The sequence below is a fragment of the Mesorhizobium sp. J18 genome, from assembly GCF_007829525.1.
Lineage (GTDB): Bacteria > Pseudomonadota > Alphaproteobacteria > Rhizobiales > Rhizobiaceae > VLJP01.
The window spans coordinates 1-21,196 of the sequence record NZ_VLJP01000026.1 but is presented as its reverse complement, the minus strand read 5'-3'; the positions used below and the strand labels follow the sequence as shown (position 1 = coordinate 21,196).

Annotated in this window: 21 protein-coding genes; 6 read left to right on the top strand and 15 right to left on the bottom strand. The window is 61.3% G+C overall.

Going from position 1 to position 21,196, the window contains the following annotated elements; all coding sequences use genetic code 11:
- Window positions 1-16: 16 nt before the first annotated feature.
- From L598_RS11605 to L598_RS11595, 3 genes are all read right to left on the bottom strand, one after another.
- Window positions 17-877: a transporter substrate-binding domain-containing protein gene (locus L598_RS11605; protein WP_144862683.1), complete on the bottom strand. Its 861-nt coding sequence runs from the start codon at window positions 875-877 to the stop codon at window positions 17-19.
- A complete protein-coding gene (locus L598_RS11600; protein ID WP_144862682.1) occupies window positions 874-2,457 on the bottom strand; it encodes an FAD-dependent oxidoreductase in 1,584 nt (527 codons plus the stop codon). Before L598_RS11600 ends, L598_RS11605 begins: the two co-directional genes overlap by 4 nt.
- A 103-nt stretch (window positions 2,458-2,560) precedes the next feature.
- Window positions 2,561-3,472, bottom strand: a complete 912-nt coding sequence (locus L598_RS11595) for a LysR substrate-binding domain-containing protein (protein WP_246658723.1) — start codon at window positions 3,470-3,472, stop codon at window positions 2,561-2,563.
- Window positions 3,473-3,692: 220 nt separating this feature from the next.
- On the opposite strand from L598_RS11595, the gene L598_RS11590 reads away from it, so the two are divergent.
- Window positions 3,693-4,136, top strand: a complete 444-nt coding sequence (locus L598_RS11590) for an SRPBCC family protein (RefSeq protein WP_144862681.1) — start codon at window positions 3,693-3,695, stop codon at window positions 4,134-4,136.
- A 97-nt stretch (window positions 4,137-4,233) separates the two neighbouring features.
- On the opposite strand, the gene L598_RS11585 is transcribed toward L598_RS11590, so the two are convergent.
- The 10 genes from L598_RS11585 to L598_RS11540 form a co-directional block, all read right to left on the bottom strand.
- A complete protein-coding gene (locus tag L598_RS11585; protein WP_144862680.1) occupies window positions 4,234-5,010 on the bottom strand; it encodes a 2-oxo acid dehydrogenase subunit E2 in 777 nt (258 codons plus the stop codon).
- A gap of 9 nt (window positions 5,011-5,019) precedes the next feature.
- Entirely contained in the window at window positions 5,020-5,607 is a 588-nt protein-coding gene (locus L598_RS11580; RefSeq protein ID WP_144862704.1) for a protein-S-isoprenylcysteine O-methyltransferase, read from the bottom strand.
- Between the two features lie 189 nt (window positions 5,608-5,796).
- On the bottom strand, window positions 5,797-6,465 hold the full coding sequence (locus L598_RS11575; protein ID WP_144862703.1) for a hypothetical protein: 669 nt from the start codon (window positions 6,463-6,465) through the stop codon (window positions 5,797-5,799).
- A 123-nt stretch (window positions 6,466-6,588) separates the two neighbouring features.
- Complete coding sequence (locus L598_RS21770) at window positions 6,589-6,732, bottom strand: ABC transporter (RefSeq protein WP_144862679.1); 144 nt, start codon at window positions 6,730-6,732, stop codon at window positions 6,589-6,591.
- A 209-nt stretch (window positions 6,733-6,941) separates the two neighbouring features.
- Window positions 6,942-7,475, bottom strand: a complete 534-nt coding sequence (locus L598_RS11565; RefSeq protein ID WP_246658724.1) for a L,D-transpeptidase — start codon at window positions 7,473-7,475, stop codon at window positions 6,942-6,944.
- A gap of 281 nt (window positions 7,476-7,756) precedes the next feature.
- The gene (locus tag L598_RS11560) at window positions 7,757-8,584 is read right to left on the bottom strand and encodes a dipeptide ABC transporter ATP-binding protein (RefSeq protein WP_144862677.1); all 828 of its coding nucleotides are present in this window, start codon (window positions 8,582-8,584) and stop codon (window positions 7,757-7,759) included.
- Window positions 8,581-9,438 carry an ABC transporter ATP-binding protein gene (locus L598_RS11555; protein WP_144862676.1) on the bottom strand — a complete coding sequence of 286 codons (858 nt, stop codon included), beginning with the start codon at window positions 9,436-9,438 and terminating at the stop codon, window positions 8,581-8,583. The genes L598_RS11560 and L598_RS11555 overlap by 4 nt, the downstream gene beginning before the upstream one ends.
- Window positions 9,439-9,440: 2 nt before the next feature.
- A complete protein-coding gene (locus L598_RS11550; protein WP_144862675.1) occupies window positions 9,441-10,349 on the bottom strand; it encodes an ABC transporter permease subunit in 909 nt (302 codons plus the stop codon).
- A 9-nt stretch (window positions 10,350-10,358) separates the two neighbouring features.
- Window positions 10,359-11,363: an ABC transporter permease subunit gene (locus L598_RS11545; RefSeq protein WP_144862674.1), complete on the bottom strand. Its 1,005-nt coding sequence runs from the start codon at window positions 11,361-11,363 to the stop codon at window positions 10,359-10,361.
- 104 nt (window positions 11,364-11,467) lie between these two features.
- Window positions 11,468-13,063 (bottom strand): ABC transporter substrate-binding protein, encoded by a 1,596-nt coding sequence (locus L598_RS11540; RefSeq protein ID WP_144862673.1) that lies wholly within the window; start codon window positions 13,061-13,063, stop codon window positions 11,468-11,470.
- Window positions 13,064-13,251: 188 nt separating this feature from the next.
- Here L598_RS11540 and L598_RS11535 point away from each other — a divergent pair, with 188 nt between their 5' ends.
- Both L598_RS11535 and L598_RS11530 read left to right on the top strand, forming a co-directional pair.
- Window positions 13,252-13,803 (top strand): DUF924 family protein, encoded by a 552-nt coding sequence (locus tag L598_RS11535; protein ID WP_144862672.1) that lies wholly within the window; start codon window positions 13,252-13,254, stop codon window positions 13,801-13,803.
- A 151-nt stretch (window positions 13,804-13,954) separates the two neighbouring features.
- Window positions 13,955-15,835, top strand: coding sequence for a long-chain fatty acid--CoA ligase (locus L598_RS11530; RefSeq protein WP_144862671.1), 1,881 nt, complete (start codon window positions 13,955-13,957; stop codon window positions 15,833-15,835).
- Between the two features lie 16 nt (window positions 15,836-15,851).
- On the opposite strand, the gene L598_RS11525 is transcribed toward L598_RS11530, so the two are convergent.
- Entirely contained in the window at window positions 15,852-16,568 is a 717-nt protein-coding gene (locus tag L598_RS11525) for an HAD family hydrolase (RefSeq protein ID WP_144862670.1), read from the bottom strand.
- Window positions 16,565-18,199 (bottom strand): glucose-6-phosphate isomerase, encoded by a 1,635-nt coding sequence (pgi, locus tag L598_RS11520; protein WP_144862702.1) that lies wholly within the window; start codon window positions 18,197-18,199, stop codon window positions 16,565-16,567. The genes L598_RS11525 and pgi overlap by 4 nt, the downstream gene beginning before the upstream one ends.
- A 197-nt stretch (window positions 18,200-18,396) precedes the next feature.
- On the opposite strand from pgi, the gene L598_RS11515 reads away from it, so the two are divergent.
- The 3 genes from L598_RS11515 to L598_RS11505 all read left to right on the top strand — a co-directional run bounded on the left by L598_RS11515 (window position 18,397) and on the right by L598_RS11505 (window position 20,921).
- The gene (locus L598_RS11515; RefSeq protein WP_144862669.1) at window positions 18,397-19,893 is read left to right on the top strand and encodes a PLP-dependent aminotransferase family protein; all 1,497 of its coding nucleotides are present in this window, start codon (window positions 18,397-18,399) and stop codon (window positions 19,891-19,893) included.
- 74 nt (window positions 19,894-19,967) lie between these two features.
- A complete protein-coding gene (locus L598_RS11510) occupies window positions 19,968-20,384 on the top strand; it encodes a DUF4112 domain-containing protein (protein WP_144862668.1) in 417 nt (138 codons plus the stop codon).
- Between the two features lie 81 nt (window positions 20,385-20,465).
- Complete coding sequence (locus L598_RS11505; RefSeq protein WP_144862667.1) at window positions 20,466-20,921, top strand: carbon monoxide dehydrogenase subunit G; 456 nt, start codon at window positions 20,466-20,468, stop codon at window positions 20,919-20,921.
- Window positions 20,922-21,196 lie beyond the last annotated feature (275 nt).

The following is a 21,196-nucleotide window of genomic DNA, read 5'->3' as shown; positions in this document are numbered from 1 at the left end:
TCCGTCGAACTTCGGCTTAGTTGCTGCCTTCCAGATAGCTCATGTCCCACTTGTGCTTTTCGTGCTGTTCGGCAATCCAGTCGGACGGCTTTACCTTCCATTTCTTCTCAAGTTCGATCAGTTGACCGGAAGCTTGCCAGCGATAGGCCATGCCTGACATGAACACGCCCCATGCCTCGTCCAGTTCCTCCAGGGACACCGCGGCAGCCCAGGGATTGTTGTAAAGGACAGATACCGGCATTTCATAGCCTTCCCACTCACCGGAGGCGAGGTCGGCCATGATGCTTGCATCGTCATAGACCCAAGCAATGCACTTTCCCGAGCGCAAGGCCTCCTTGCCTTCCGTATTGCCCGTGAAAGCGACGATGTTGGCCTTGTATTCCGTCTCGATCGCCTTGTTGTAATGGACACCCTGCTTGCCGCAGACGGGCTTGCCGGCGATATCCTTCCAATCCTTGATCACTCCTTCCTTGGCCAGCAAGGTCGGACCGGAGGTCCAGTAGGCCGGTTCGATGATGCCGATCACCTTACGACGGTCAGTGGTATCGTACATGCCGCCGATGATGACGTCGATCTTGCCCTGCTGAAGGAACTGCATGCGGTTAGCGGAGGTGACGACAACGGTCTCAAGTTCGACGCCGAGTGCATCGGCGACTGACTGGGCCAGATCGACCTCTATGCCTTGCATGGAGCCATCGGGAGCAGGGAAGGACCAGGGCTTGAAGGCCCCCAGCACGCCGACACGCACCACTCCGCGCTCAATGATTTCCGTCAGCCGCGAATCGGCTGCCTGCGCTCCGTTGGCAGAGAGTACCGTACCCGCCGCCAGCGTGATGGCGAGGGCGGCAATGGTTTTCAATGCAGATCTGCGTTTCATGCTTGAACATCTCCCATTGTTGATGTCGTTGCTCTTGATTGAATCGGGTCTGATGCGGTGCGGAACACCGTCTTCTGATATTGGATGAATTTATCGACCTCCCGGGCGGTTCTCTCCTTCGACCAGCCGACGAGATCGGCGACGTAGCTTGCGGCCTCTTCCACTTCACCTCGATCCAGATGGCCGCGCCAGGCGAGACCTGTCCTGGTATAAAGGATGCCCTTCAGATCCCGCGCATACTCCGCCAACACCGCCCTGCGGAAGGCAGCCTGCCTGCCCCCGGCAATCGGGCACGAAATACCGAAACCGCCAACTCGTGCGGCCGAAACCTGCCTTTCGGTGAGACCGCGTGTCGGCCTGAAATGCTTCTCGACAACCCGCCTCATCTCGCGCCCCGCGCTCAGATGGGTCATAACCGGCCCGGCAGTCATGGCGAAAATGCCCGCCCTTCCGGCGCTGGCAAGGTCATGGACCTCGCGTGTGCGTCGGCCCATGGGCTGCTGCTCATCGAAGGTGAGCGGGCGCACTCCGGCCCAGGTAAACTCGACATGGCGGCGGGTCAGCCCCAGCCCGGGAAGCATATGGTTGGCCTCAGCAAGCAGGAAATCGATGTCTTCGTCACTGGCTGCGACATCGGTCGCGTCGCCGTCGAAAGGCGATTCCGTCGGCCCGAAATAGAAGCAGTCGTCATGGGATGGCAGGCAATAGAACGGCATGCCGCTCCGGTTGATCGTGGCAATGCCGTAGCCTTGATAGGAATCCGGCAGCCGAACTGCGATATGGGCGCCCTTCGTGCCGCGAATAAGTCGGGGGGCGGCGCCAGTCGCGGCAACGGCATTCACCTTGTCTATCCAGGTTCCAGCCATGTTCAGCACGAGGGCGGCGCGAATTTCGGTAGCCTCGCCACGGTCATGGTCCGTGAGTTGGACAACCCACCTGCCCTGCTCCTTCCTCACGATCTCGGCCTCGCAGAAGAGACGTATTTCCGCTCCATTCTCCTCCGCGTCGAGGGCCGCATCCACGCAAAGCCGGTCCGGCCAGTCCATGACATATTCGCGGTAAGTGGCGATGGACTGCAGCCGATGCAGGTCACGCATATGGCCTGCGAACGGCAGATGGCTTTTGAAATCCTTCGTCAGCCGGCGGTAGGCAAGCGGCGGTTCCGGCGGCCCGAGATGCCGCAGGATGCGAAAGCCGAGATCCAGGTGCCAACGGCGGACCGGGCTCTCCGGATAGACGGGAAAGCACATGGTGAAGAGCTTGCAGCGCCCTGGCTCGCGCTTCACCAGTTCCGCTCGCGCTTCCATTCCGGCCCGTGCCATGCGCACGGCGCCGGCAAAGCGTCGCGGATGAAGCGCAAAGCTGCGAATGGGATTGGGCGTTTCGAAATAGCGAAGGCCGCAATGCAGAATGCGTGAGGAGCGGCTGGAAGCGCCAGCGGCGAAATCACGCTTTTCGGCCAACAGCACTTTGTAACCGGCCATAGCCAGTTCACGCGCCGCACTTGCCCCGTTGATGCCGGCACCGATCACAACAACGTCGTAATCTCTGCCCTGCATCTCGGTAAGCTTCGGCGGCATCGGCGGCCCGTTCCCTGGATGATCACCACGCCAATAAAGCGAGGAAAGAGCAATGTTCAAAATAGAATTATCGTGGATTGATATGTGCGTAATGCATACCTAGTCATCGTGGCAGTTGCGCCAGCAGCCGGTCACGTTTTTCCGCCATCACTTCCAGCAAGGCATCTGCGGCAGGGTTCGCCGCCCGCGACTCCGGCCTCAGCAAGGCGACGTTGAATGGAATCTGCGGTGCGAAGGGAATGAGCCTCACCCGATCGTCAAGCTGCTCAACCGCCGTGTAGGGATCGATGATCGCGATGCCTATGCCCTGCTTGACCATTTCATATGCCGAGATCGAAAAAGTCGTCTCATAGGCGGCATCCACCTTGACGCTGCTGGACTGCAGCGCCTGGTCAAGGAGATGCCGCGCCGACACGAAAGAGGTCCATGAGATAAACGGACCTTCACGGAGATCGCCCGGGCCGAGTCGGCTCCGGTCTGCAAGCGGGTGATGGCGCGGCACGACCGCGATATATGGTGCGTTGCTGAAGATCGACGTACGGAATCCGGAGCGCCTGAAGGGCGTCTCCGCCAGGCCGAAATCGATTTGCTGCGCGGCAGCCCATTCCTCGATCTTGACCGACATGCGGACATTCAGGGTAACTTTGGTCTTCGGCCAGTCCCGCCTGAACTCGGCCAGCAGACGCGGCACGAAATTGATGCCCAGCGCCGGCATGACAGCGAGGCTGATCTCGCCACCCTCGCCGCTTGCCAGCCGAGAGGCAAAGCTGCTCAGCGCTTCCAGCGAAACATAGGCCCGTTCGATCTCGTCGAGCAGAAGATGCGCGACAGACGTCGGCGTGATCTGGCCCCTGCGCCGCTCGAAGAGGGAAACACCAAGCTCATATTCAAGCTTGTCGAGGAGCCGGCTAACGGCCGGCTGGCTCCGCCCGAGAAGTTCCGCAGCCCCGCTCACCGTGCCGGTCAGCATGACGGCGCGAAATGCTGCATAATGCAGGAGGTTCAATGTCTTCAATGGAGATACCGGTCCTTCGCGGCAAGGTTGAGTTTCGACACAGGTCCTGTCGGATTTTCCATGTTTTCCTGTCTCAGTCTCCCTCGCCCGTCCTGGAGGTCAACTGGCGGCGCGCTAGAAATGTGAGATCCCGTGTCGGACTGGCAAATCCTCGTTCGTCCTTGATGCGTGGATTGGCGATTCATGGGAGCCATCCGTCAAACTCACAAGGATAGACCACATGCCCAGCACCGTAAGCCTGCACCGCGTTCTGGCAACCAGCCCGGAGAAAGTCTACCGCGCGTTCCTCGAAGCGGACGCGCTCGCAAAATGGCTTCCGCCAAACGGCTTCGCCTGTACCGTCCACCATCTGGAGCCGAAGGTCGGCGGCACCTTCAGGATGTCGTTCCGCAACTTCACAACGGGCCAAAGCCACGCATTTGGCGGCGAATATGTCGAACTCGTGCCCGGTGAGCGCTTGCGCTACACGGACAAATTCGACGATCCGAACCTGCCTGGCGAGATGCAGGTGACCGTGACCTTGAAGCAAGTATCGGTCGGTACCGAACTCGATATCGTGCAGGCCGGCATCCCGGATCTCATCCCTCCCGAGGCCTGTTATCTCGGGTGGCAGGAGTCGTTGCGAAATCTGGCAAGGCTCGTCGAGCCTGAGATCAATCAATAGCCAGAGAGCAAATTCAGCCGAGACGGCAGGGGCCAGAACAGGAAGCGGCGCTGGCCCTCTGATGCGGCTGTGATCGGGCGGGAAATCGGCCTTGCAATTACGCGCGCGCCGCTCTGCGCGCGCCGCTCTCATCGGCATCGGCCGGAGACATTTCCTCGGCGACGGCACCGTTCAGGATCGTCTCGAACATTTCCAGTGCCCGTGCGACATTGGCTCCATCCATGACCCGATGGTCGTAGAGGATCCGGACATTGACGAATCCGTCCTTGTCGATCGTGCCGTAGTTGAGAAGCGTGGTCAAAGGGGTGAGCGGATTGAAGGATTCGGCCCCAAGCCCGGAATAGACGGATAGCTGAAAGGTGCCGAAATAGTTTGCCCTCTGCCGGGCGATATTGAGCCCCAGCCACATCAGCAGCCATCTGATCGGCGCCGGCGCACGGGCGAGTTTCAGGGCGCGTTGAAAATCCTTGACCTCGAGAACCGGGCGCGACCGCACCCTCTGAATCATTTCATCGAGTTCGGCGACCGAGAACCGTTCCGGGGCCTTTATGCTGCTCAATAGCACGGCCCGCTCGCCTTCATATTCGCGCTCATAGGCGATCGAGGCCACGCTAACGGGATACTCGTAGAGTTGCGGCCGGGGCAGCTTCACATAGGCGCGCCGCAATTCGGGCACCTCGCGGGCAAGAAGCGCATATCCCTTCAGAAAGATCACGGTCCAGGAGGGTCTGGGCGTTTGGCTCATCCTCGCCTTCATGAGGGGAGCGAGGTTCATGCGCCGCTGCACCGTGACCCGCGGCACTCTGATCGAAAACCGCATCAGGTCGCCGACCAGACGTCGGGACGCCGAAAGCTTGATGACTCGGCCTCTCATCACAGGACCTCAATAAATATAAGGAACTATTCTCTTGGTCCTTTCCATATAGGCGCGGTACTCCGCACCGAAAATCTCCAGCATCATACGCTCTTCCTTACCCACCCGCAGAAAAAAAAGAACCGCAAAGCCGACCAGGCCGGCCAGGCCCGCGACCCAGTTCGCCAGGAGAAAGGCCTGTCCGACCGCCATGAGCAGAAACGAGGTGTACATGGGATGGCGAATTCTGGCGTAAAGCCCCGTATCGACCAGCTTGTGGCTTTCCCGAATCTCCAGCGTGATGGACCAGTTTCGGCCGAGTTCCTTGTGGGATTTGCGAAAAACCCACAGCGCGGCGGCAAAAATGATCGTTCCGAAGGCAACGGCCCAGGCGTTGACCGGATGGTCGGCAACCTTCGGAATGCCGCTTGCAACGTAGAATCCAGGAAGGATCGCCATGCCGAAGAGCGCCGAGGCAAGGCCGATGCCATCAGCCGGAGAACTGCGGTCGGTCACCACTCTCCGGCGTCTGGCCCGCCGTTCGAAGGGATATCGTATGATATACCAGGCAATTATGCCGAGGACCCAGACGATCTCCCCAATGGTAGCCACGCCTATCTTCACTCCAGAGCCTCTCGCCGGTCGGGACCTATTAGTATGATCGAACGTTCTGCCAACGGGAATTCGGAACACGGGCCGAAGGCTTCGGCGCAGGTCCATGCAGGCATCAGCCGAACCGTATCCGACAGGCCAGCGAATCGCCTGCCATTATAGGCCCGGCTGACCGGGACGTCTGTGTTTGCGACGCTATTCCCTTCGAAACCCGGCTGCTGCCGAGGAAAGGGTCGTGTTGTCGTCCGTGTTCATCTCCCGAAGCTTGGTGATGAACTGCTGGGACCGGAGCCACTTGGAAGGTGTCCTGTAGCCCATGAAGCGCGCGATGCTTCCGACGAAAGCGTTGCAGTTGTAGACCGTCGCATTCCAGGTAACGGAACTGGACTGCAACTTCCGGATATATGCGACGACCTTGTTATACTCGTCTTCATTGAGCATCACTCGCCAACTCGCCGACCTGTATTCTTCTTCCAGATCTCCGTCACTCCAGCCGGTTTCGGCCGGTACCGGGATGATATGCCCCAGTACGTAGGGGACCGGGCTGTTCGAGGCCGGGTGAAGGCCCGCTACTTCGGGATTGATCATCTCCCCTGTCTCGGTCGCGCGGCCGAAAACCACATAGGAGTGGCCGTAGCTCAAGGCATAACGGGAGCGGAATTCTATGAAATACTGCCGTTCGCTGTTTCGAGCCGGCGCTGCCGGAGCACTTTGCGCCGCGGCCGTCGACATCGGCACGGCTATTCCGTCATCCGGTGCAAAGGAAATGAAACGCGGCTGAGGAGGCAAATCGTCCGTTTGACACGCGGCCGCCATGAGAGCGAGTAGCGCCGCAAGCACCAGACGAGCACAGACAGGCGTCATCCCCATCCGGAACCTCAAAATTGCATGGAACTACATGCCCGCCCCGCCGCCAAGAGCGGGTTCAGGCCAGTAATTGATGGGAAAGTGCCGGCCGGCACTTTCCCATCAAAGCCCAAGTATGGGTTACTTGGTGATGATTTCCTCAGCCACCGGAGCCGGCTCAACAACCGGAGGCGGGGCTTTCCCCTTGCCTTTTCCGATCGTTCCGCAGGCGCTAAGGCCGGCGACAGCGAACAGAAGAACCACTGGAACTAGTATTCTGACCATCGGGCAAATCCTTTCCCCGTAAGTGGAGTAGATTATCTACGCAACGACCCCCCAATGGACGGGAAGGTAACGGCATTCGTTACAGAAGCCTAGTGCAGGAAAGACACAGTTGGTTTGCTGGTTAACGGAGAAACTCTATGCCGGAGCCGCGGACAAGTTGACGGGCTGCTGCTGGAAAAAGGAGGCTATCCGTACTTTATCAGGCCGGATCAGATGACCAGTACCGGCGCGCCCGTCGGGGTACGCTCATACAAATCTATGATGTCTTCGTTGGTCAGGCGAATGCATCCATTCGACACTGCAGTGCCTATCAGCCAAGGCTCGTTGGTGCCATGGATCCGAAACATGGTATCGCGCCCGTTACGATAGAGATAGAGCGCGCGAGCACCAAGCGGATTGTTTTCTCCGCCTGGAACTCCTGCCGCATATTTTGCCAGATGCGGCTTGCGCTTGATCATGTTTGCGGTCGGCGTCCATGACGGCCACTCGGCCTTGCGGCCGATCTTGGCCCTGCCCTTGAAGGTCAGCCCCTCCTCGCCAACGGCGACACCATAGCGCGTCGCCATGCCGTCCTCCTCGACGAAATACAGGAAACGCTCCGATACATTGACGACGATCGTCCCCGGCTCCTCCGTCCCATAATAGGCGACACGCTGTCGCCTGAGTTCAGGAGCCAGTTGAAAGGGAGGCGGCGGCGACGGCGCCTCAACGACCTTCCGCCGCGAAGCGCAACCGGAAACCATCAGTGCCAGGCAGCCCAACACCAACTCCCGGCGCGCGATCCCAAAGCGGTTCGCTTTACCGGCAGCACCCACAACATCCGTCCCGACCACCACGCACCCTTCTTTATTTGTTCCAGCTGTCATTCATGGCGGCCATGCACCGCCGGTCAAGCATACCGGGCCTGCCCTTTTCGTTTTCTTTCAAAAGTGTTGCATCGCTGCCTCGATTCGGCAGGCGAAGCCATTATCGGGCCAGGAAGGCTGGCCGAGGCCGATCATCGCCTCCGGCCTGCCAGGAAAAGTCATGCAGCCTTGCGGGCAAGCCGCGCCCGGATGCTCTCCACGTCGGCTCGCGGCGTCGCGGCGAAAAGCGTCTTTGTGTAGTCGTGCTTCGGCGACGAGAATACCTCGTCGCGGCTGCCATATTCCACCGCTTCGCCGAAATACATCACCATGACGTCGTCGGCGATGTAGCGGACCACGGACAGGTCATGGCTGATGAAGACATAGGTCAGCCCGAACTCGTCCTGCAGATCGCCAAGCAGGTTCAGGACCTGCGCCTGCACCGAAAGATCGAGCGCGGAGACCGGTTCGTCCAGCACCAGAAGTTTCGGATTGAGCATCAGCGCGCGGGCGATCGCGATGCGCTGGCGCTGGCCGCCGGAGAACATGTGCGGGTAGCGGTTGAAATGCTTTTCGTCGAGCCCGACCTTGGTCAGCATCTGCATGGCCCGTTCACGCCGCTCACCGGCGGGAATGTCGGTATTGATGATCAGCGGCTCCATCAGCACATCGCCGATCTTCTGGCGCGGGTTGAGCGAGCCATAGGGGTTCTGGAAGACGATCTGCACCTTGCGGCGCAGCTCGGGCGCCAGCTTCTGATGTGCTATGTCTACCTTCTCGCCTTCGATCAGGAGTTCGCCGGCGGTCGGCGGGTCGATCATGGTGATCATACGCGCCAGCGTGGACTTGCCGCAGCCACTCTCCCCGACAATAGCCAGCGTCTTGCCTTCTTCCACCTTCAGGCTCACCCCCTTGACGGCATGGACCGTCTTCGGCTTGCGGAAGAGGCTGCCGCCGATGTGATAGTCGCGGACGATGTTGCGCGTTTCCAGGATGATGCGGTTCATCGCAACGTCCCCAAATCCTGACTTGCCTCAAGCGTCGCGAAATCCGGCATGGTCGGAAGACGATCGCCGACGGCGTTTTCCGGCAAAGCCGACAGAAGCGCCTTCGTATAGGCATGCTTCGGCGCCTCGAAGAGCGAGAGCACGTCGGCCTCCTCCATCTTGCGGCCGCGATACTGCACGACCACGCGATCGGCCGTCTCGGCCACAACGCCCATATTGTGGGTGATCATGATCATGCCCATGCCGTGCTCGGTCTGAAGCCGCATGAGCAGATCCAGTATCTGCTTCTGGATCGTCACGTCGAGCGCGGTCGTCGGTTCGTCGGCGATCAGGAGTTTCGGATTGCAGGCAATGGCGATGGCGATCATGACGCGCTGGCACTGGCCGCCGGACATCTGGTGCGGAAATGCGCCGAGGCGCTCCTCCGGATCGGGAATGCCGACGGCTTTCAGAAGTTCTATGGCGCGTCGGCGCCTTGCCTTGCCGTCGAGGCCCAGATGCTCGCGCAGAACCTCCTCGATCTGAAAGCCGACCGTGAAGCACGGATTGAGGCTGGCGATCGGCTCCTGAAAGATCATGGCAATGTCCTTGCCGATGATCTTGCGCCGGTCCGGGGAGGAAAGCTTCATCAGGTCCCGGCCCCGGAAGGCCATGCGGTCTGCCGTCACCTTGGCCGTCCAGGGCAACAGCCCCATGACCGCCAGCATCGACACGGACTTGCCCGAGCCGGATTCTCCCACGATCGCCAGCACCTCGCCCTCATTGACCGAAAGCGATATGCCGTCAACCGCGCGGAATGGCCCGGATGCAGTCGCGAATTCGACCACGAGGTTTTCGATTTCCAGAAGCGCCATGGTCACGACCTCTTCAGCTTGGGATCGAGCGCGTCGCGCAGGCCGTCGCCCATGAGATTGATAGCGAGCACGGCGATGAGGATGGCAAGGCCCGGGAAAGTCACCACCCACCAGGCGCGCAGGATGAATTCACGCGCCTCGGCCAGCATGGTGCCCCATTCCGGCGTCGGCGGCTGCGCACCCATTCCGAGGAAGCCGAGAGCGGCAGCATCGAGGATGGCGGTCGAGACCGACAGCGTCGCCTGGACGATCAGCGGCGCCGTGCAATTGGGCAGGATCGTCTTGAACATCAGCCTGAGATTGCTGGCGCCGGCGACCCGGGCGGCGATGACATATTCGCGTCCCTTCTCCCCCATAACCGCCGCGCGGGTCAGACGGACGAAATGCGGCTGCAGGACGAGCGCGATGGCGATCATGGCGTTGCCAAGACCTGGCCCGAGCACCGCCACCAGAACGAGCGCCAGAAGCAGCGAGGGGAAGGCGAGGATGATATCCATCAGCCGCATGATCACGGTATCGATCCAGCCCCGGAAATAGCCTGCGACAACGCCGATCAGCACGCCGACCGTCAGCGCCAGCGCGGTGACGGCGACACCGATGAAGAGCGAGAACCGCGCGCCATAGAGGAGCCGCGAGAGCATGTCGCGGCCGACGGCGTCGGTGCCGAGCGGGAAGGCGGCGCGGCCGCCATCCTCCCAGAATGGCGGGACCAGGATCGCGTCGCGATATTGGGCATTGGGCGCATGCGGCGCCAGCAGCGGCGCGGCGATCGCCACCACGACGAGGAGAAGGAAGACGACGAGCCCGATGACGGCGCCGCGGTTTTCGGAAAAGTAGAACCAGAACTCCACCAGCCTGCGGCGGCGCGACGAATCCTGCATTCTGGCAGAGGTTGCAGACGTGTCCGTCATCATCCTACCTCAATGCCTGATGCGCGGATTGATGAGACCGTAGAGCAGGTCGACCAACAGATTCACCAGCATGATGATGCCGGCGATGATCAGCAGACCGCTTTGGATCACGGGATAGTCACGCCTGAAAACCGAATCGACCATCCATTTGCCGATGCCGGGCCAGGAAAAGATGGTTTCGGTCAGGATCGCGCCCGCCAGCATGACGCCAATCTGGAGGCCGATGGTCGTGATCACCGGGATGAGCGCGTTGCGCAATGCGTGAATGCCGACGACGCGGAAGGGCGAGAGGCCCTTGGCACGTGCGGTGCGGACATAATCCTCGCCGAGCACCTCCAGCATGGCTGACCGCGTCTGCCGGGCGATGACGGCAAGCGGGATCGTCGCCAGAACGATAGACGGCAGGATGAGATGGCTTGCCGCCGAGGCGAAGGCTCCCTCCTGGCCGGACAGGAGCGAGTCGATCAGCATGAAGCCGGTCACCGGCGGGAAATAGTAGAGCAGCGATATGCGGCCCGATACAGGCGTCCAGCCGAGCATGCCGGAAAAGACGATGATGAGCAGGAGGCCCCACCAGAAGATCGGCATGGAATAGCCGACAAGCGCGGTGCTCATGATCGTCTGATCGAAGAAGGAGCCGCGCTTGATGGCCGCGAAAACGCCGGCCGGAACGCCGATCAGAACGGCGATGAACATGGCGCAGAACGAAAGTTCGAGCGTGGCGGGAAAGAGCGCCATAAAGTCATCGAGCACGGGCCTGCGGGTAACGATCGAATTGCCGAAATCGCCTGTCAGTATTCCGCCGAGATAGTCGAAATACTGGACGAAGAGCGGGCGATCATAGCCGAGTGCATGGCTGATCTGCTCATAGCGCTCCTGCGACATCACCCGTTCGCCGGACATCAGCATCACCGGATCTCCCGGCAGGACGCGGATGAAGGCAAAGGCAATGATGGAAACCCCTATGAAAGTAGGAATCAGGACGGCAAGCCGTCCCAGAATGAATCGAAACATGGCGGTTCGATCTCCGGCGGCTGGAAGCAGACCCCATCTACAACCATCATGCAAATGGGGCGCGCCGGTCGCCCGGCGCGCCTCCAGTATCTGGTTCTTGACGACTATTCGACGAGGTCTACACCGTCGAAGGCAAAGTCGCCCAGCGGGCTCTGGACGAAGCCCTCGACTTCCTTGCGCATCGGCACGACGGACAAGGAGTGGTCGATCGTGGCCCAGGGCGCCTCGCGCTTGAAGACGACCTGCGCCTCTTCGTAGAGCCTGGTGCGCTCCGCCTGGTCGGTGGTGCGCTTGGCGTCCGTCACCAGCTTGTTGAACTCCTCGTTGCACCACTGGGCGCGGTTGTTGCCGCCGACGGCATCACAGCCGAGCAGAGTGTGCAGGAAGTTGTCCGGGTCGCCATTGTCGCCGGTCCAGCCGAGGAGGACCGCTCCGTCGCGGTCCTTTGCCGAGGAACGCTCCAGATATTCGGCCCATTCATAGGTCACGATCTCGACATTGACCCCGATCTTGGCAAAGTCCGACTGGATGAGTTCGGCTGCGCGGCGCGCATTCAACATGTAGGGACGCGAGACTGGCATCGCCCAGACCTTCATGGAAAGATCCGTCACGCCTGCCTCTTCCAGCATCTTCTTCGCCGCCTCGGGATCATAGGAATCGTCCTCGACGGCGTCGTTGTAGGACCACATGGTCGGCGGGATTGGGTTCTTGGCGGGCGTTGCGAAGCCCTGGAACACGGCCTCCACGATCGCTTCCTTGTTGATCGCCATGTTGAGCGCCTTGCGCACCTTCGGATCGTCGAAAGGCTCCTGCGTGGTGTTGTAGGCCAGATAGGCGATGTTGAGGCCCTCCTGCTCCATCACCTTGAGGTTCGGATCGGCCTTCATCGACTCGATATCGGCCGCGTTCGGGAACGGCATCAGATGGCATTCGCCAGCCTTCAGCTTCTGGTAGCGTACCGACGCGTCCGGCGTGATGGCGAAGACGAGATCATCGATCTTCTGCGCCCCGCCCCAATAGTCCGGATTCGCCTTGTAGCGGATCACCGCATCCGGCTGATAAGCGACAAAGGCGAATGGCCCGGTTCCGAGCGGCTGCTGGTTGAGCTGGTTCATATTGCCGTCGGCTTCGAGCTTGTCGGCATATTCCTTCGACATGATCGAGGCGAAGGGCATCGCCAGATTGGCGAGGAAGGGTGCCTCGGGCTGATTCAGCACGAATTTCACCGTCATGTCGTCGACCTTCTCGATCGACTTGATGAGATCCGGGAAACCCATACCGCTGAAATATTCCCACGCGGCGCCGGCGACATACTGGTGCCACGGATTGTCCTCCTTCAACTGACGCTCGAAGGAGAAGATGATGTCGTCGGCGTTCAGTTCGCGGGTCGGCGTGAAGAAGTCGGTGGTCTGGAACTTCACGCCGGAGCGGATCTTGAAGGTGTATTCCAGGCCGTCATCGGAAACCTCCCAGCTTTCCGCCAGGCCCGGTTCTGTTTCAGTGGTGCCCGGCTTGAATTCGAGAAGGCGGTTGTAGACGGTATGGGCAGCGGCGTCGAAGGTTGTGCCGGCGGTGTAAAGGCCGGGATCGAAGCCTTCCGGCGATCCTTCCGAACAATAGACGAAGGTCTTCGCGCTTGCCGCGCCGCTCAGCATCGTGGCAGCGAGTAGCGCCGCCGCGAAAATGGTCTTGGTTTTCATCGAGGTCTCCCCTGAGATCATGCGAGCCACTCCCATCGGCTCTGGAAGCGCCATATAAGCAAAGTTCCAATGGCGAGGAAACACCCGTCAGTGTTGCCCTACGGTCAAGCTGCAGAAGTGTTGCTATAGGATACACAGGAAGGAATGCCTGTCGGCAGACATATTTGCGGGACGGAAAGGAAAACATCATGCACGAGGGATGGGTAGACGACGTGCTGAACTTCTGGTTCGGGGAACTTACACCGGAAGATTGGTTCCAGCAGAAGGATGCCACCGACAAGGCCATCCGTGAGCGTTTTCTTCCGCTGCATTCGGATTTACAGCGGAATTTTCCGGAAGAGGCCATGACGGACCCGCGCACGGCCCTTGCCGCCATCATCGTCTTTGACCAGTTTCCGCGCAACATGTTCCGCCGCACGCCGCAAGCCTTCAGCACCGATTCTCTCGCTCTCAAACTGGCCAGGAATGCTGTGGAAAATGGGCTCGACAAGGATCTTTCGCCCGAGGAAAGGCAGTTCCTCTGCCTGCCGTTCCAGCATTCCGAAGAACTCGGGGACCAGGAACGCTCGGTGCAGCTCTTCGAGGCGATCGGCGACGAGGAAGGCATTCGCTACGCCGTCGAACATCGCGACATCATCGCGCGCTTCGGCCGCTTTCCGCACAGGAACAAGGCGCTCCAACGCAAAAGCACCGAGGAGGAATTGTCGTTCCTGGAAGGCCATGAAGGTTTTGGCCAATAGCCGGATATTTGCCGGAATCTGGCATACTTGCGCCAACCATCCATCACGCAATAGTTAGGTTGGCGCCAGGAGCCTGTGAAACATGCCGTGAACGGATTGTTGCGGCATAGGACAAATAAAATTCCGCAAAGAAATTTGCGAGGGAGGCAGCATGGTCAAGCAAGCAACCGCTACGCGGAAACCCCGACAAAAAGCGAGGGCCTCCAAGGACGAGGCCGAAGCGAAATCCGCTACGGCCAAGGCTGCCCCGAAATCCTCGCTTGAAAAGGCGGCAGGGAGCAAAACCTCTGCGGGCAAGCCGAAGCCGAAGGCGAAAGCACCGGCCCCCAAGGCCAAACGCGCCCCGAAGGCAAGCGCGAAGGCTTCGCTCGACCCGAAGCCCTGGCTGAAAAGCTATCCGGAGGGCATCCCGGCGGAGATCGGGCCGATCACATACAACTCCATCGGCGACTTGATGGTGGAAGCCTGTCGCAAATATGCCGACAGGCCTGCCTTCACCTGCATGGGCAAGACGCTGACCTTCCGCGAACTGGAGCAGCAGTCCACCGCCTTCGCCGCCTATCTCCAGTCTCTGGGACTGCAGAAGGGTGCGCGCGTCGCCCTCATGATGCCGAATGTGCTGCAATATCCCGTCGCGATGATGGCGGTGCTGCAGGCCGGCCTTGTCGTCGTCAACGTCAATCCGCTCTATACGCCTCGTGAACTCGAGCACCAGCTCAAGGATTCGGGCGCAGAAGCGATCGTCATCCTGGAGAATTTCGCCAAGACGCTGGAGACGGTGATCGCCAGGACGCCGGTCAAGCACGTCGTCGTAGCGACGATGGGCGATCTCCTCGGCCTCAAGGGGCTCATCGTCAATTTCGTCGTACGCCGGGTGAAGAAGATGGTTCCGTCCTGGTCCCTGCCCGGCAATGTCCCCTTCAAAGCCGCTCTGAGCCAGGGCAAGGCCAAGACCTTCCACCCGCCGGAACTCACCCAGGACGACATCGCCTTCCTGCAATATACGGGCGGGACGACCGGCATTTCGAAAGGCGCCACGCTTACCCATCGAAACGTGCTCGCCAATGTGGCGCAGAACGCTGCATGGGTGGAAGCGGCCTTCAGGAAGCATCCCCGGCCGGAGCGCCTGGTCTATGTCTGCGCCTTGCCGCTCTATCACATCTATGCGCTGACGGTGAACGCGCTCATGGGCGTGCAGCAGGGGGCCGAGAACCTTTTGATCCCCAACCCGCGTGACATTCCCGCCTTTGTGAAGGAGCTCTCCAGAAAGCCGTTCCACGTCTTCCCGGGCCTCAACACGCTCTTCAACGCGCTGCTGAACAACGAGGATTTCCACAAGCTGGATTTCAAGCCGCTGATCCTGACCTTCGGCGGCGGCATGGCCGTGCAGCGGTCGGTGGCGGATCGCTGGAAGCGGCTGACCGGCAATACGATCGCGGAAGGCTACGGCCTTTCGGAGACGTCGCCCGTCGCCACCACCAACCGGTTCGACAGCGACGAGTTCACCGGGACGATCGGCCTGCCCATTCCCTCGACGGAAATCGCCATCCGCGACGAGCACGGCAAGGACGTTCCGCTCGGTGAGGTCGGCGAGATATGCATTCGCGGGCCACAGGTCATGACCGGCTACTGGAACCGGCCCGACGAGACGGCCAAGGTCATGACGAAGGACGGCTTCTTCCGCTCCGGCGACATGGGCTTCATGGACGAGCGCGGCTATGTGAAGATCGTCGACCGCAAGAAGGACATGATCCTCGTCTCCGGCTTCAACGTCTATCCGAACGAGATCGAGGAGGTCGTCTCGCAGCATCCGGGCGTGCTCGAAGTTGCGGCCATCGGCGTACCGGACGAGCATTCCGGCGAGGTGCCGAAACTCTTTGTCGTGAAGAAGGACCAGTCGCTGACCGAAAAGGATATACTCGACTTCTGCCGGGACAAGCTGACGGGTTACAAGCGGCCGAGAAAAGTCGAGTTCCGTTCGGAACTGCCGAAGACCAATGTGGGCAAGATCCTGAGACGCGAATTGCGTTGAAGCCGGGTCGGCGGCCTCATTCCTCCGGACTGAGAAGCGCCGGCAGGTCAGCGATCGAATTGAGCAGCACATCGGCACCCGCCAGCGTCTCGCGCGTGCCGGTGCCGCTGAGCACACCGACGATCAAACCGGCGCCTGCAGCCTTGCCGGTGTCGAGGTCGTGGCGATTATCGCCCACCATCGCGATCTCGGACGGCCGTAGCCCGGTCATGTCGGCGAAGGCGTGGATGACGTCCGGGGCCGGCTTCGGATTGGCCACCGCGTCATAGCCGAAAGCGGCATCGAACATCTGCGCGATTCCGAGCGCCAGAAGCGTGCGCTCGGCGCCGCTCGTGGAATCGTTGGTCGCCAGTCCAAGGCGAAATCCCCGACGATGCAATTCCGTGATCGTTTCCTTGCAGCGGTCCACGGCCACCGCAGTCGCGGCTGCTTCTTCCGCCGTTATCTGGTCGAACGCCGAGACGCGCTCCAGACGACCGGCGGCCGACAGATGCGGATACCAGAGCGCCACGATATCGGCATTGGTGCCGGCCGCGAAGACGGAGTCGGCGCGGAATCCGCCGGTCACCGCATCATAGCCGGCAATGTTCATGAGTTCATCGGCCCGTTCGCGGTCGCCATCAGCGGCAAGCAATGCCATATGCGCGCCGATCGCGAACCAGGTCTTGTGGAAATCGACGAGGGTGCCGTCCTTGTCGAACAGGATGCCCCTGATGGCCCGCGCCGATTTCATCGACTGCCGCGCAATGCGTTGATGCGGGCGACCAGGCCGGCTGTCGAGGAATCGCGATCCCCTGCACCCGCCTTGCCCTCGACGACCGGCAGCAGGCCGGTCGCAAGCTCCTTGCCGAGCTCCACGCCCCATTGATCGAAGGCATTGATGCCGAAAAGCTGAGCTTCGACGAAGACGCGATGCTCGTAAAGGGCGATCAGGCGTCCGAGGGAGAACGGATCGAGTCTGCGGTAGAGAATCGTCACCGAGGGGCGGTTGCCGGGGAAGACGCGGTGCGGTGCCAGGGCTTTCGCTTCAGCCTCCTTCATGCCCTTGGCGCGCAACTGCTCCAGCGCTTCCTCGTGACTGCGACCGCGCATCAGGGCTTCCGACTGGGCAAGACAATTGGCGAGCAACAGGTCGTGATGCTCCTTGAGCTCCGGTTCGTGGCCTTCCGCCGCGGCGATGAATTCGACCGGAACGACGTCCGTGCCCTGATGCAGCAGCTGGAAGAAGGCATGCTGGCCGTTGGTGCCCGGCTCGCCCCAGACCAGCGGCCCGGTCGGCGCGACCACGGCTCCGTTCAGGGCCACGCGCTTGCCGTTCGATTCCATATCGAGCTGCTGGAGATAGGCCGGCAGGCGCGCCAGCCGCTGATCGTAGGGGATCACCGCGCGGGCCGGATAGCTGCAGAAAACGCGATGCCAATAGCCGAGCAGGCCCATCACCACCGGCATGTTCTCGAGCAATGGCGCCTCGCGGAAATGCCGGTCCATCGCCTCCGCGCCGGCAAGCAGGCGGCGGAAGTTCTCCGGGCCGATGGCTATCATGATCGGCAGGCCGATGGCCGACCAGAGCGAATAGCGTCCGCCGACCCAGTCCCAGAAGCCGAAGACCCGGTCCTCCGCGATGCCGAAATCGGCGACCTTGTCCAGCGCCGTCGAGACGGCCGCGAAATGCCGAATGACCGCATCCGCGCCGAGCCTGTCGGCAATCCACCGCCGCGCCGTCGCTGCATTGGTCATGGTCTCGACGGTGGTGAAGGTCTTGGAGGCGACGATGAAAAGCGTCGTTTCTGGATCGAGCGGTTTCAGCACGTCCGCGATATGCGCCCCGTCGACATTGGAGACGTAATGCGCGCGCGGGCCGTCATGGTAGGGAGCGAGCGCGAGCGTCGCCATGGCCGGTCCGAGATCGGACCCGCCAATGCCGATATTCACGACATCGGTGATCGCCTTGCCCGTAGCGCCGCTTGCCGATCCATCGCGGATGGCCGTCGCGAATTCCCCCATCGCCGCAAGAACGGCCTTAACGTCGGGCATGACGTCCTTGCCGTCGAGCATGACGGGATCGCCGGAGAGATTGCGCAATGCCGTGTGCAGAACGGCGCGGTTTTCCGTCGTATTGATGCGCTCGCCGGCGAACATGGCTTCGCGCCGCTTTTCAAGCTGCGCTGCGCCTGCCAGTTCCGCCAGAAGCTGCATCGTCTCCTGCGTGACTGCGCATTTGGAATAATCGAGGAGCATGTCGTCCATAGACAGGGAGAACTTCTCGAAGCGCGCCGGGTCATCGGCGAAGGCCGCCCGCAAGTTCATGCTTGCCACCTCCTGGTGATTGCGCTCCAGCGCTTCCAAGGCACTGCCGAAATCCATCTCCGTCACTCTTCACACTCCGTCCTGAACTTATGGAACCGGATTAGACCATCCGGGGCGACCATAACAGACGCCTTCCCTTTTTGGGGCGGCGTTACCGTCTAATGAAAAGATCAGCAAAACTTTGGCGTAATTCATTGGACCAGACTTGATAGCGCAGCCGACCGCCTATAGGCTCTGCGCCGGAGAGAAACGCCATGCCCGCAAGAAACGACACGGCCATCTGGTCCGGCCTGTTCAAGATATCGCCCGAATCCGGCCAAACGCTGCAGGCGCAAATCCGCCAGGCGATCGTCGCCGCCATCCTTGACCGCCAGATCGCGCCGACCATGCCTCTGCCGTCCTGCCGCATCCTGGCGGAAAAGCTCGGCGTGGCGCGGGGCACGGTGGTGCTTGCCTTCCAGCAGCTCGTGGATCAGGGATTTCTCGTGGCGCGCGAGCGGCGCGGGCACTTCGTCAATCCGGAGGTGCTGGCCTCGCCGCCTCGGCAACCGGCGCGCAAGGCCGAAAAGAACAGCCGCTCCATCGACTGGAGCGCGCGCCGGCAGGTCTTCGCCAGCGAGCTTTCGGAAGGACCGAAAAACGAGAACTGGATCAAGTCCTCCTATCCCTTCGTCTACGGGCAGTTCGATCCCGGCCTGTTTCCGACCGCCGAATGGCGCGAATGCAACCGTATGGCGCTCGCCGTCCTGGAAATCCGCAATTGGGCGGCCGACATGGTCGACCGCGACGACCCTCTCCTGATCGAGCAGATCCAGGCGCGTCTCCTGCCGCGGCGCGGCATCTTCGCCAATCCGGACGAGATCATCGTGACGCTCGGCGCCCAGCATGCACTCTATATGCTGGCCACGCTCCTCATGCGGAAAGGCGCGCGCGTCGCGATGGAGGATCCAGGCTATCCCGATGCCCGCAGCATCTTCCGCCTTGCCGGGGCCGAGATCATCCCCGTTCCGGTCGACGAAGAAGGCATGAATGTCGATGCCATCCCCGAAGATTGCAGTTTCGTCTTCACGACGCCGGCCCATCATTGTCCGTCCATGGTTCAGCTTAGCCGGCCGCGCCGCGAAGCCTTGTTGAAGGGTGCCGAAAGGCACGACCGCATCATCATCGAGGACGATTATGACAGCCAGTTGGCCGACGAGACGCCGCAGGAGGCGCTGAAGGGGATAGATGACACAGGCCGGGTCATCTATGTCGGCTCCATGTCGAAGACGCTCGCACCGGGCCTGCGCCTCGGCTATGTGGTGGCTCCGGCCGAACTGATCGCAGAGCTGCGGGCGCTCAGGCGCTTCATGCTGCGCCATCCGCCGGCCAACAACCAGCGGGCGGTGGCGCTGTTCCTGTCGCTCGGCCATCACGATGCGCTCATCCGGCGGCTTTCGGCGGCCTTCGAGGAGAGGCGGCAAAAGCTCACCGAGGCGGTTGCCGATTTCATGCCCGACTGGAAGGCCACGGATGTTGCCGGCGGCACTTCCGTCTGGATGGAGGGGCCGCCGGGAATCGACACCCAGTTCCTGGCCGAGGCCGCCGCCACACGCAGCGTGCTCATCGAGCCGGGCGCCCGCTTCTTCCATGGCGGCGAGCGCAGATCGCGCTTCATGCGGCTCGGCATCTCCTCCATTGCGGTGCAGAACATCGAGCCGGGTATCCGCGAGCTGGCGGCGGCCGCGCGGCGGCGCTCCGTCGCCGCCTGACGAGAGCCATGCAGCAGAACCTCCACCCGCCTTCCGGGTTTCTCCGAAGCTCTATCCGGGGAGCCTGAACGGTCATGCCGGAGCCGCTCGAAGGCGAAATTCTGACCACGGAGGATCTTGCCCTAGACGAAGAGAACGAGCGTCGGCTGCGAAGAATGGTCGCGCTGGAGAAGCTGCTCGACCGTCAATTCTCATTGGCCGGTTTCCGCTTCGGCTGGGATTCGCTCGCCGGGCTCATCCCGGTCCTCGGCGACACGCTGACGACCGCGCTTTCGGCCTGGATCATCTGGGAGGCGCACAAGGCCGGAGCGCCGAACCATCTGAAGGCGCGCATGATCGCCCATGCAGGCCTGGACTATCTGATCGGGCTGGTGCCGCTGGCGGGCGATATCGGCGACGTCTTCTACAGGGCCAATACGCGCAATGTGCGTCTCCTGAAGCGTCATCTGGAGGAGAAGCGTGCTTCCGGAGCCCCGCGCCGAAAGCCCTGACCTCCTTCTCCGCCGTCTGGCGGATGGACAAGCCGTTCCGGCTGGGTTAGCCATTTGCATCCGCATATCAGGAGGGTTCACATGGCCATGATCATCGAAGGTGAGGAGCGCATCGAGGCGCCGGTAGAAAAAGTGTGGCTGGCGCTGAATGATCCGGACGTGCTGAAGACCTGCATCCCCGGCTGCGAAAGTCTGGAGAAGAAGTCCGACACCGAATTCGAGGCGACGGTCTCCCTCAAGATCGGCCCGATCAAGGCGAAGTTCAACGGCGCGGTGGAGTTGAAGAATCTCAATCCGCCGCATTCCTATACGATCGCGGGCGAAGGCAAGGGCGGCGTGGCCGGCTTCGCCAAGGGCAGTGCCGAGGTGACGCTTGCCGAGGACGGACCGGACACCACCATTCTCATCTACAAGGCGTCGGCTGATGTCGGCGGCAAGATGGCGCAGCTCGGCAGCCGTCTGATCCAGTCCTCATCCAAGAAGCTTGCAGGCCAGTTCTTCTCCGATTTCAATGAGACCGTCAGCAATAGCGGTTAGGCCGAGCCATTAATCATTAGCCGGCTTCTGCGTGGTGACATGAACCGTCGGGACCTGGATGACGGGCGCGCCGGCGGAGGGACGAACCCGCCTCTCGGTCCCGGCGGCTGATTTTGCCGATTCTGTCTCCCCCTCTCCGCCCGGCTGTGCGGAAGGAACACGCGCGGGGATAAATCCGCCGCCCTCTCCGCGCCAAGCCATTGTCGCCCTTCACCATTCACCGATCCCCATTCACCATTTCATCCCCGCCTTCCTAACCTGCGCTATCCTTGCCC

Bases quoted from the DNA above. Each gene is read 5' to 3' on its own strand.
- L598_RS11525 (WP_144862670.1), bottom strand. From the start codon at position 16,568: ATGAAATCGGCGCGGGCCATCAGGGGCATCCTGTTCGACAAGGACGGC.
- L598_RS21770 (WP_144862679.1), bottom strand. From the start codon at position 6,732: ATGGTCAGAATACTAGTTCCAGTGGTTCTTCTGTTCGCTGTCGCCGGC.
- pgi (WP_144862702.1), bottom strand. From the start codon at position 18,199: ATGGATTTCGGCAGTGCCTTGGAAGCGCTGGAGCGCAATCACCAGGAG.
- L598_RS11605 (WP_144862683.1), bottom strand. From the start codon at position 877: ATGAAACGCAGATCTGCATTGAAAACCATTGCCGCCCTCGCCATCACG.
- L598_RS11550 (WP_144862675.1), bottom strand. From the start codon at position 10,349: ATGACGGACACGTCTGCAACCTCTGCCAGAATGCAGGATTCGTCGCGC.
- L598_RS11560 (WP_144862677.1), bottom strand. From the start codon at position 8,584: ATGAACCGCATCATCCTGGAAACGCGCAACATCGTCCGCGACTATCAC.
- L598_RS11545 (WP_144862674.1), bottom strand. From the start codon at position 11,363: ATGTTTCGATTCATTCTGGGACGGCTTGCCGTCCTGATTCCTACTTTC.
- L598_RS11555 (WP_144862676.1), bottom strand. From the start codon at position 9,438: ATGGCGCTTCTGGAAATCGAAAACCTCGTGGTCGAATTCGCGACTGCA.
- L598_RS11590 (WP_144862681.1), top strand. From the start codon at position 3,693: ATGCCCAGCACCGTAAGCCTGCACCGCGTTCTGGCAACCAGCCCGGAG.
- L598_RS11505 (WP_144862667.1), top strand. From the start codon at position 20,466: ATGGCCATGATCATCGAAGGTGAGGAGCGCATCGAGGCGCCGGTAGAA.
- L598_RS11515 (WP_144862669.1), top strand. From the start codon at position 18,397: ATGCCCGCAAGAAACGACACGGCCATCTGGTCCGGCCTGTTCAAGATA.
- L598_RS11575 (WP_144862703.1), bottom strand. From the start codon at position 6,465: ATGACGCCTGTCTGTGCTCGTCTGGTGCTTGCGGCGCTACTCGCTCTC.
- L598_RS11530 (WP_144862671.1), top strand. From the start codon at position 13,955: ATGGTCAAGCAAGCAACCGCTACGCGGAAACCCCGACAAAAAGCGAGG.
- L598_RS11600 (WP_144862682.1), bottom strand. From the start codon at position 2,457: ATGCCGCCGAAGCTTACCGAGATGCAGGGCAGAGATTACGACGTTGTT.
- L598_RS11535 (WP_144862672.1), top strand. From the start codon at position 13,252: ATGCACGAGGGATGGGTAGACGACGTGCTGAACTTCTGGTTCGGGGAA.
- L598_RS11565 (WP_246658724.1), bottom strand. From the start codon at position 7,475: ATGGTTTCCGGTTGCGCTTCGCGGCGGAAGGTCGTTGAGGCGCCGTCG.
- L598_RS11585 (WP_144862680.1), bottom strand. From the start codon at position 5,010: ATGAGAGGCCGAGTCATCAAGCTTTCGGCGTCCCGACGTCTGGTCGGC.
- L598_RS11540 (WP_144862673.1), bottom strand. From the start codon at position 13,063: ATGAAAACCAAGACCATTTTCGCGGCGGCGCTACTCGCTGCCACGATG.
- L598_RS11510 (WP_144862668.1), top strand. From the start codon at position 19,968: ATGCCGGAGCCGCTCGAAGGCGAAATTCTGACCACGGAGGATCTTGCC.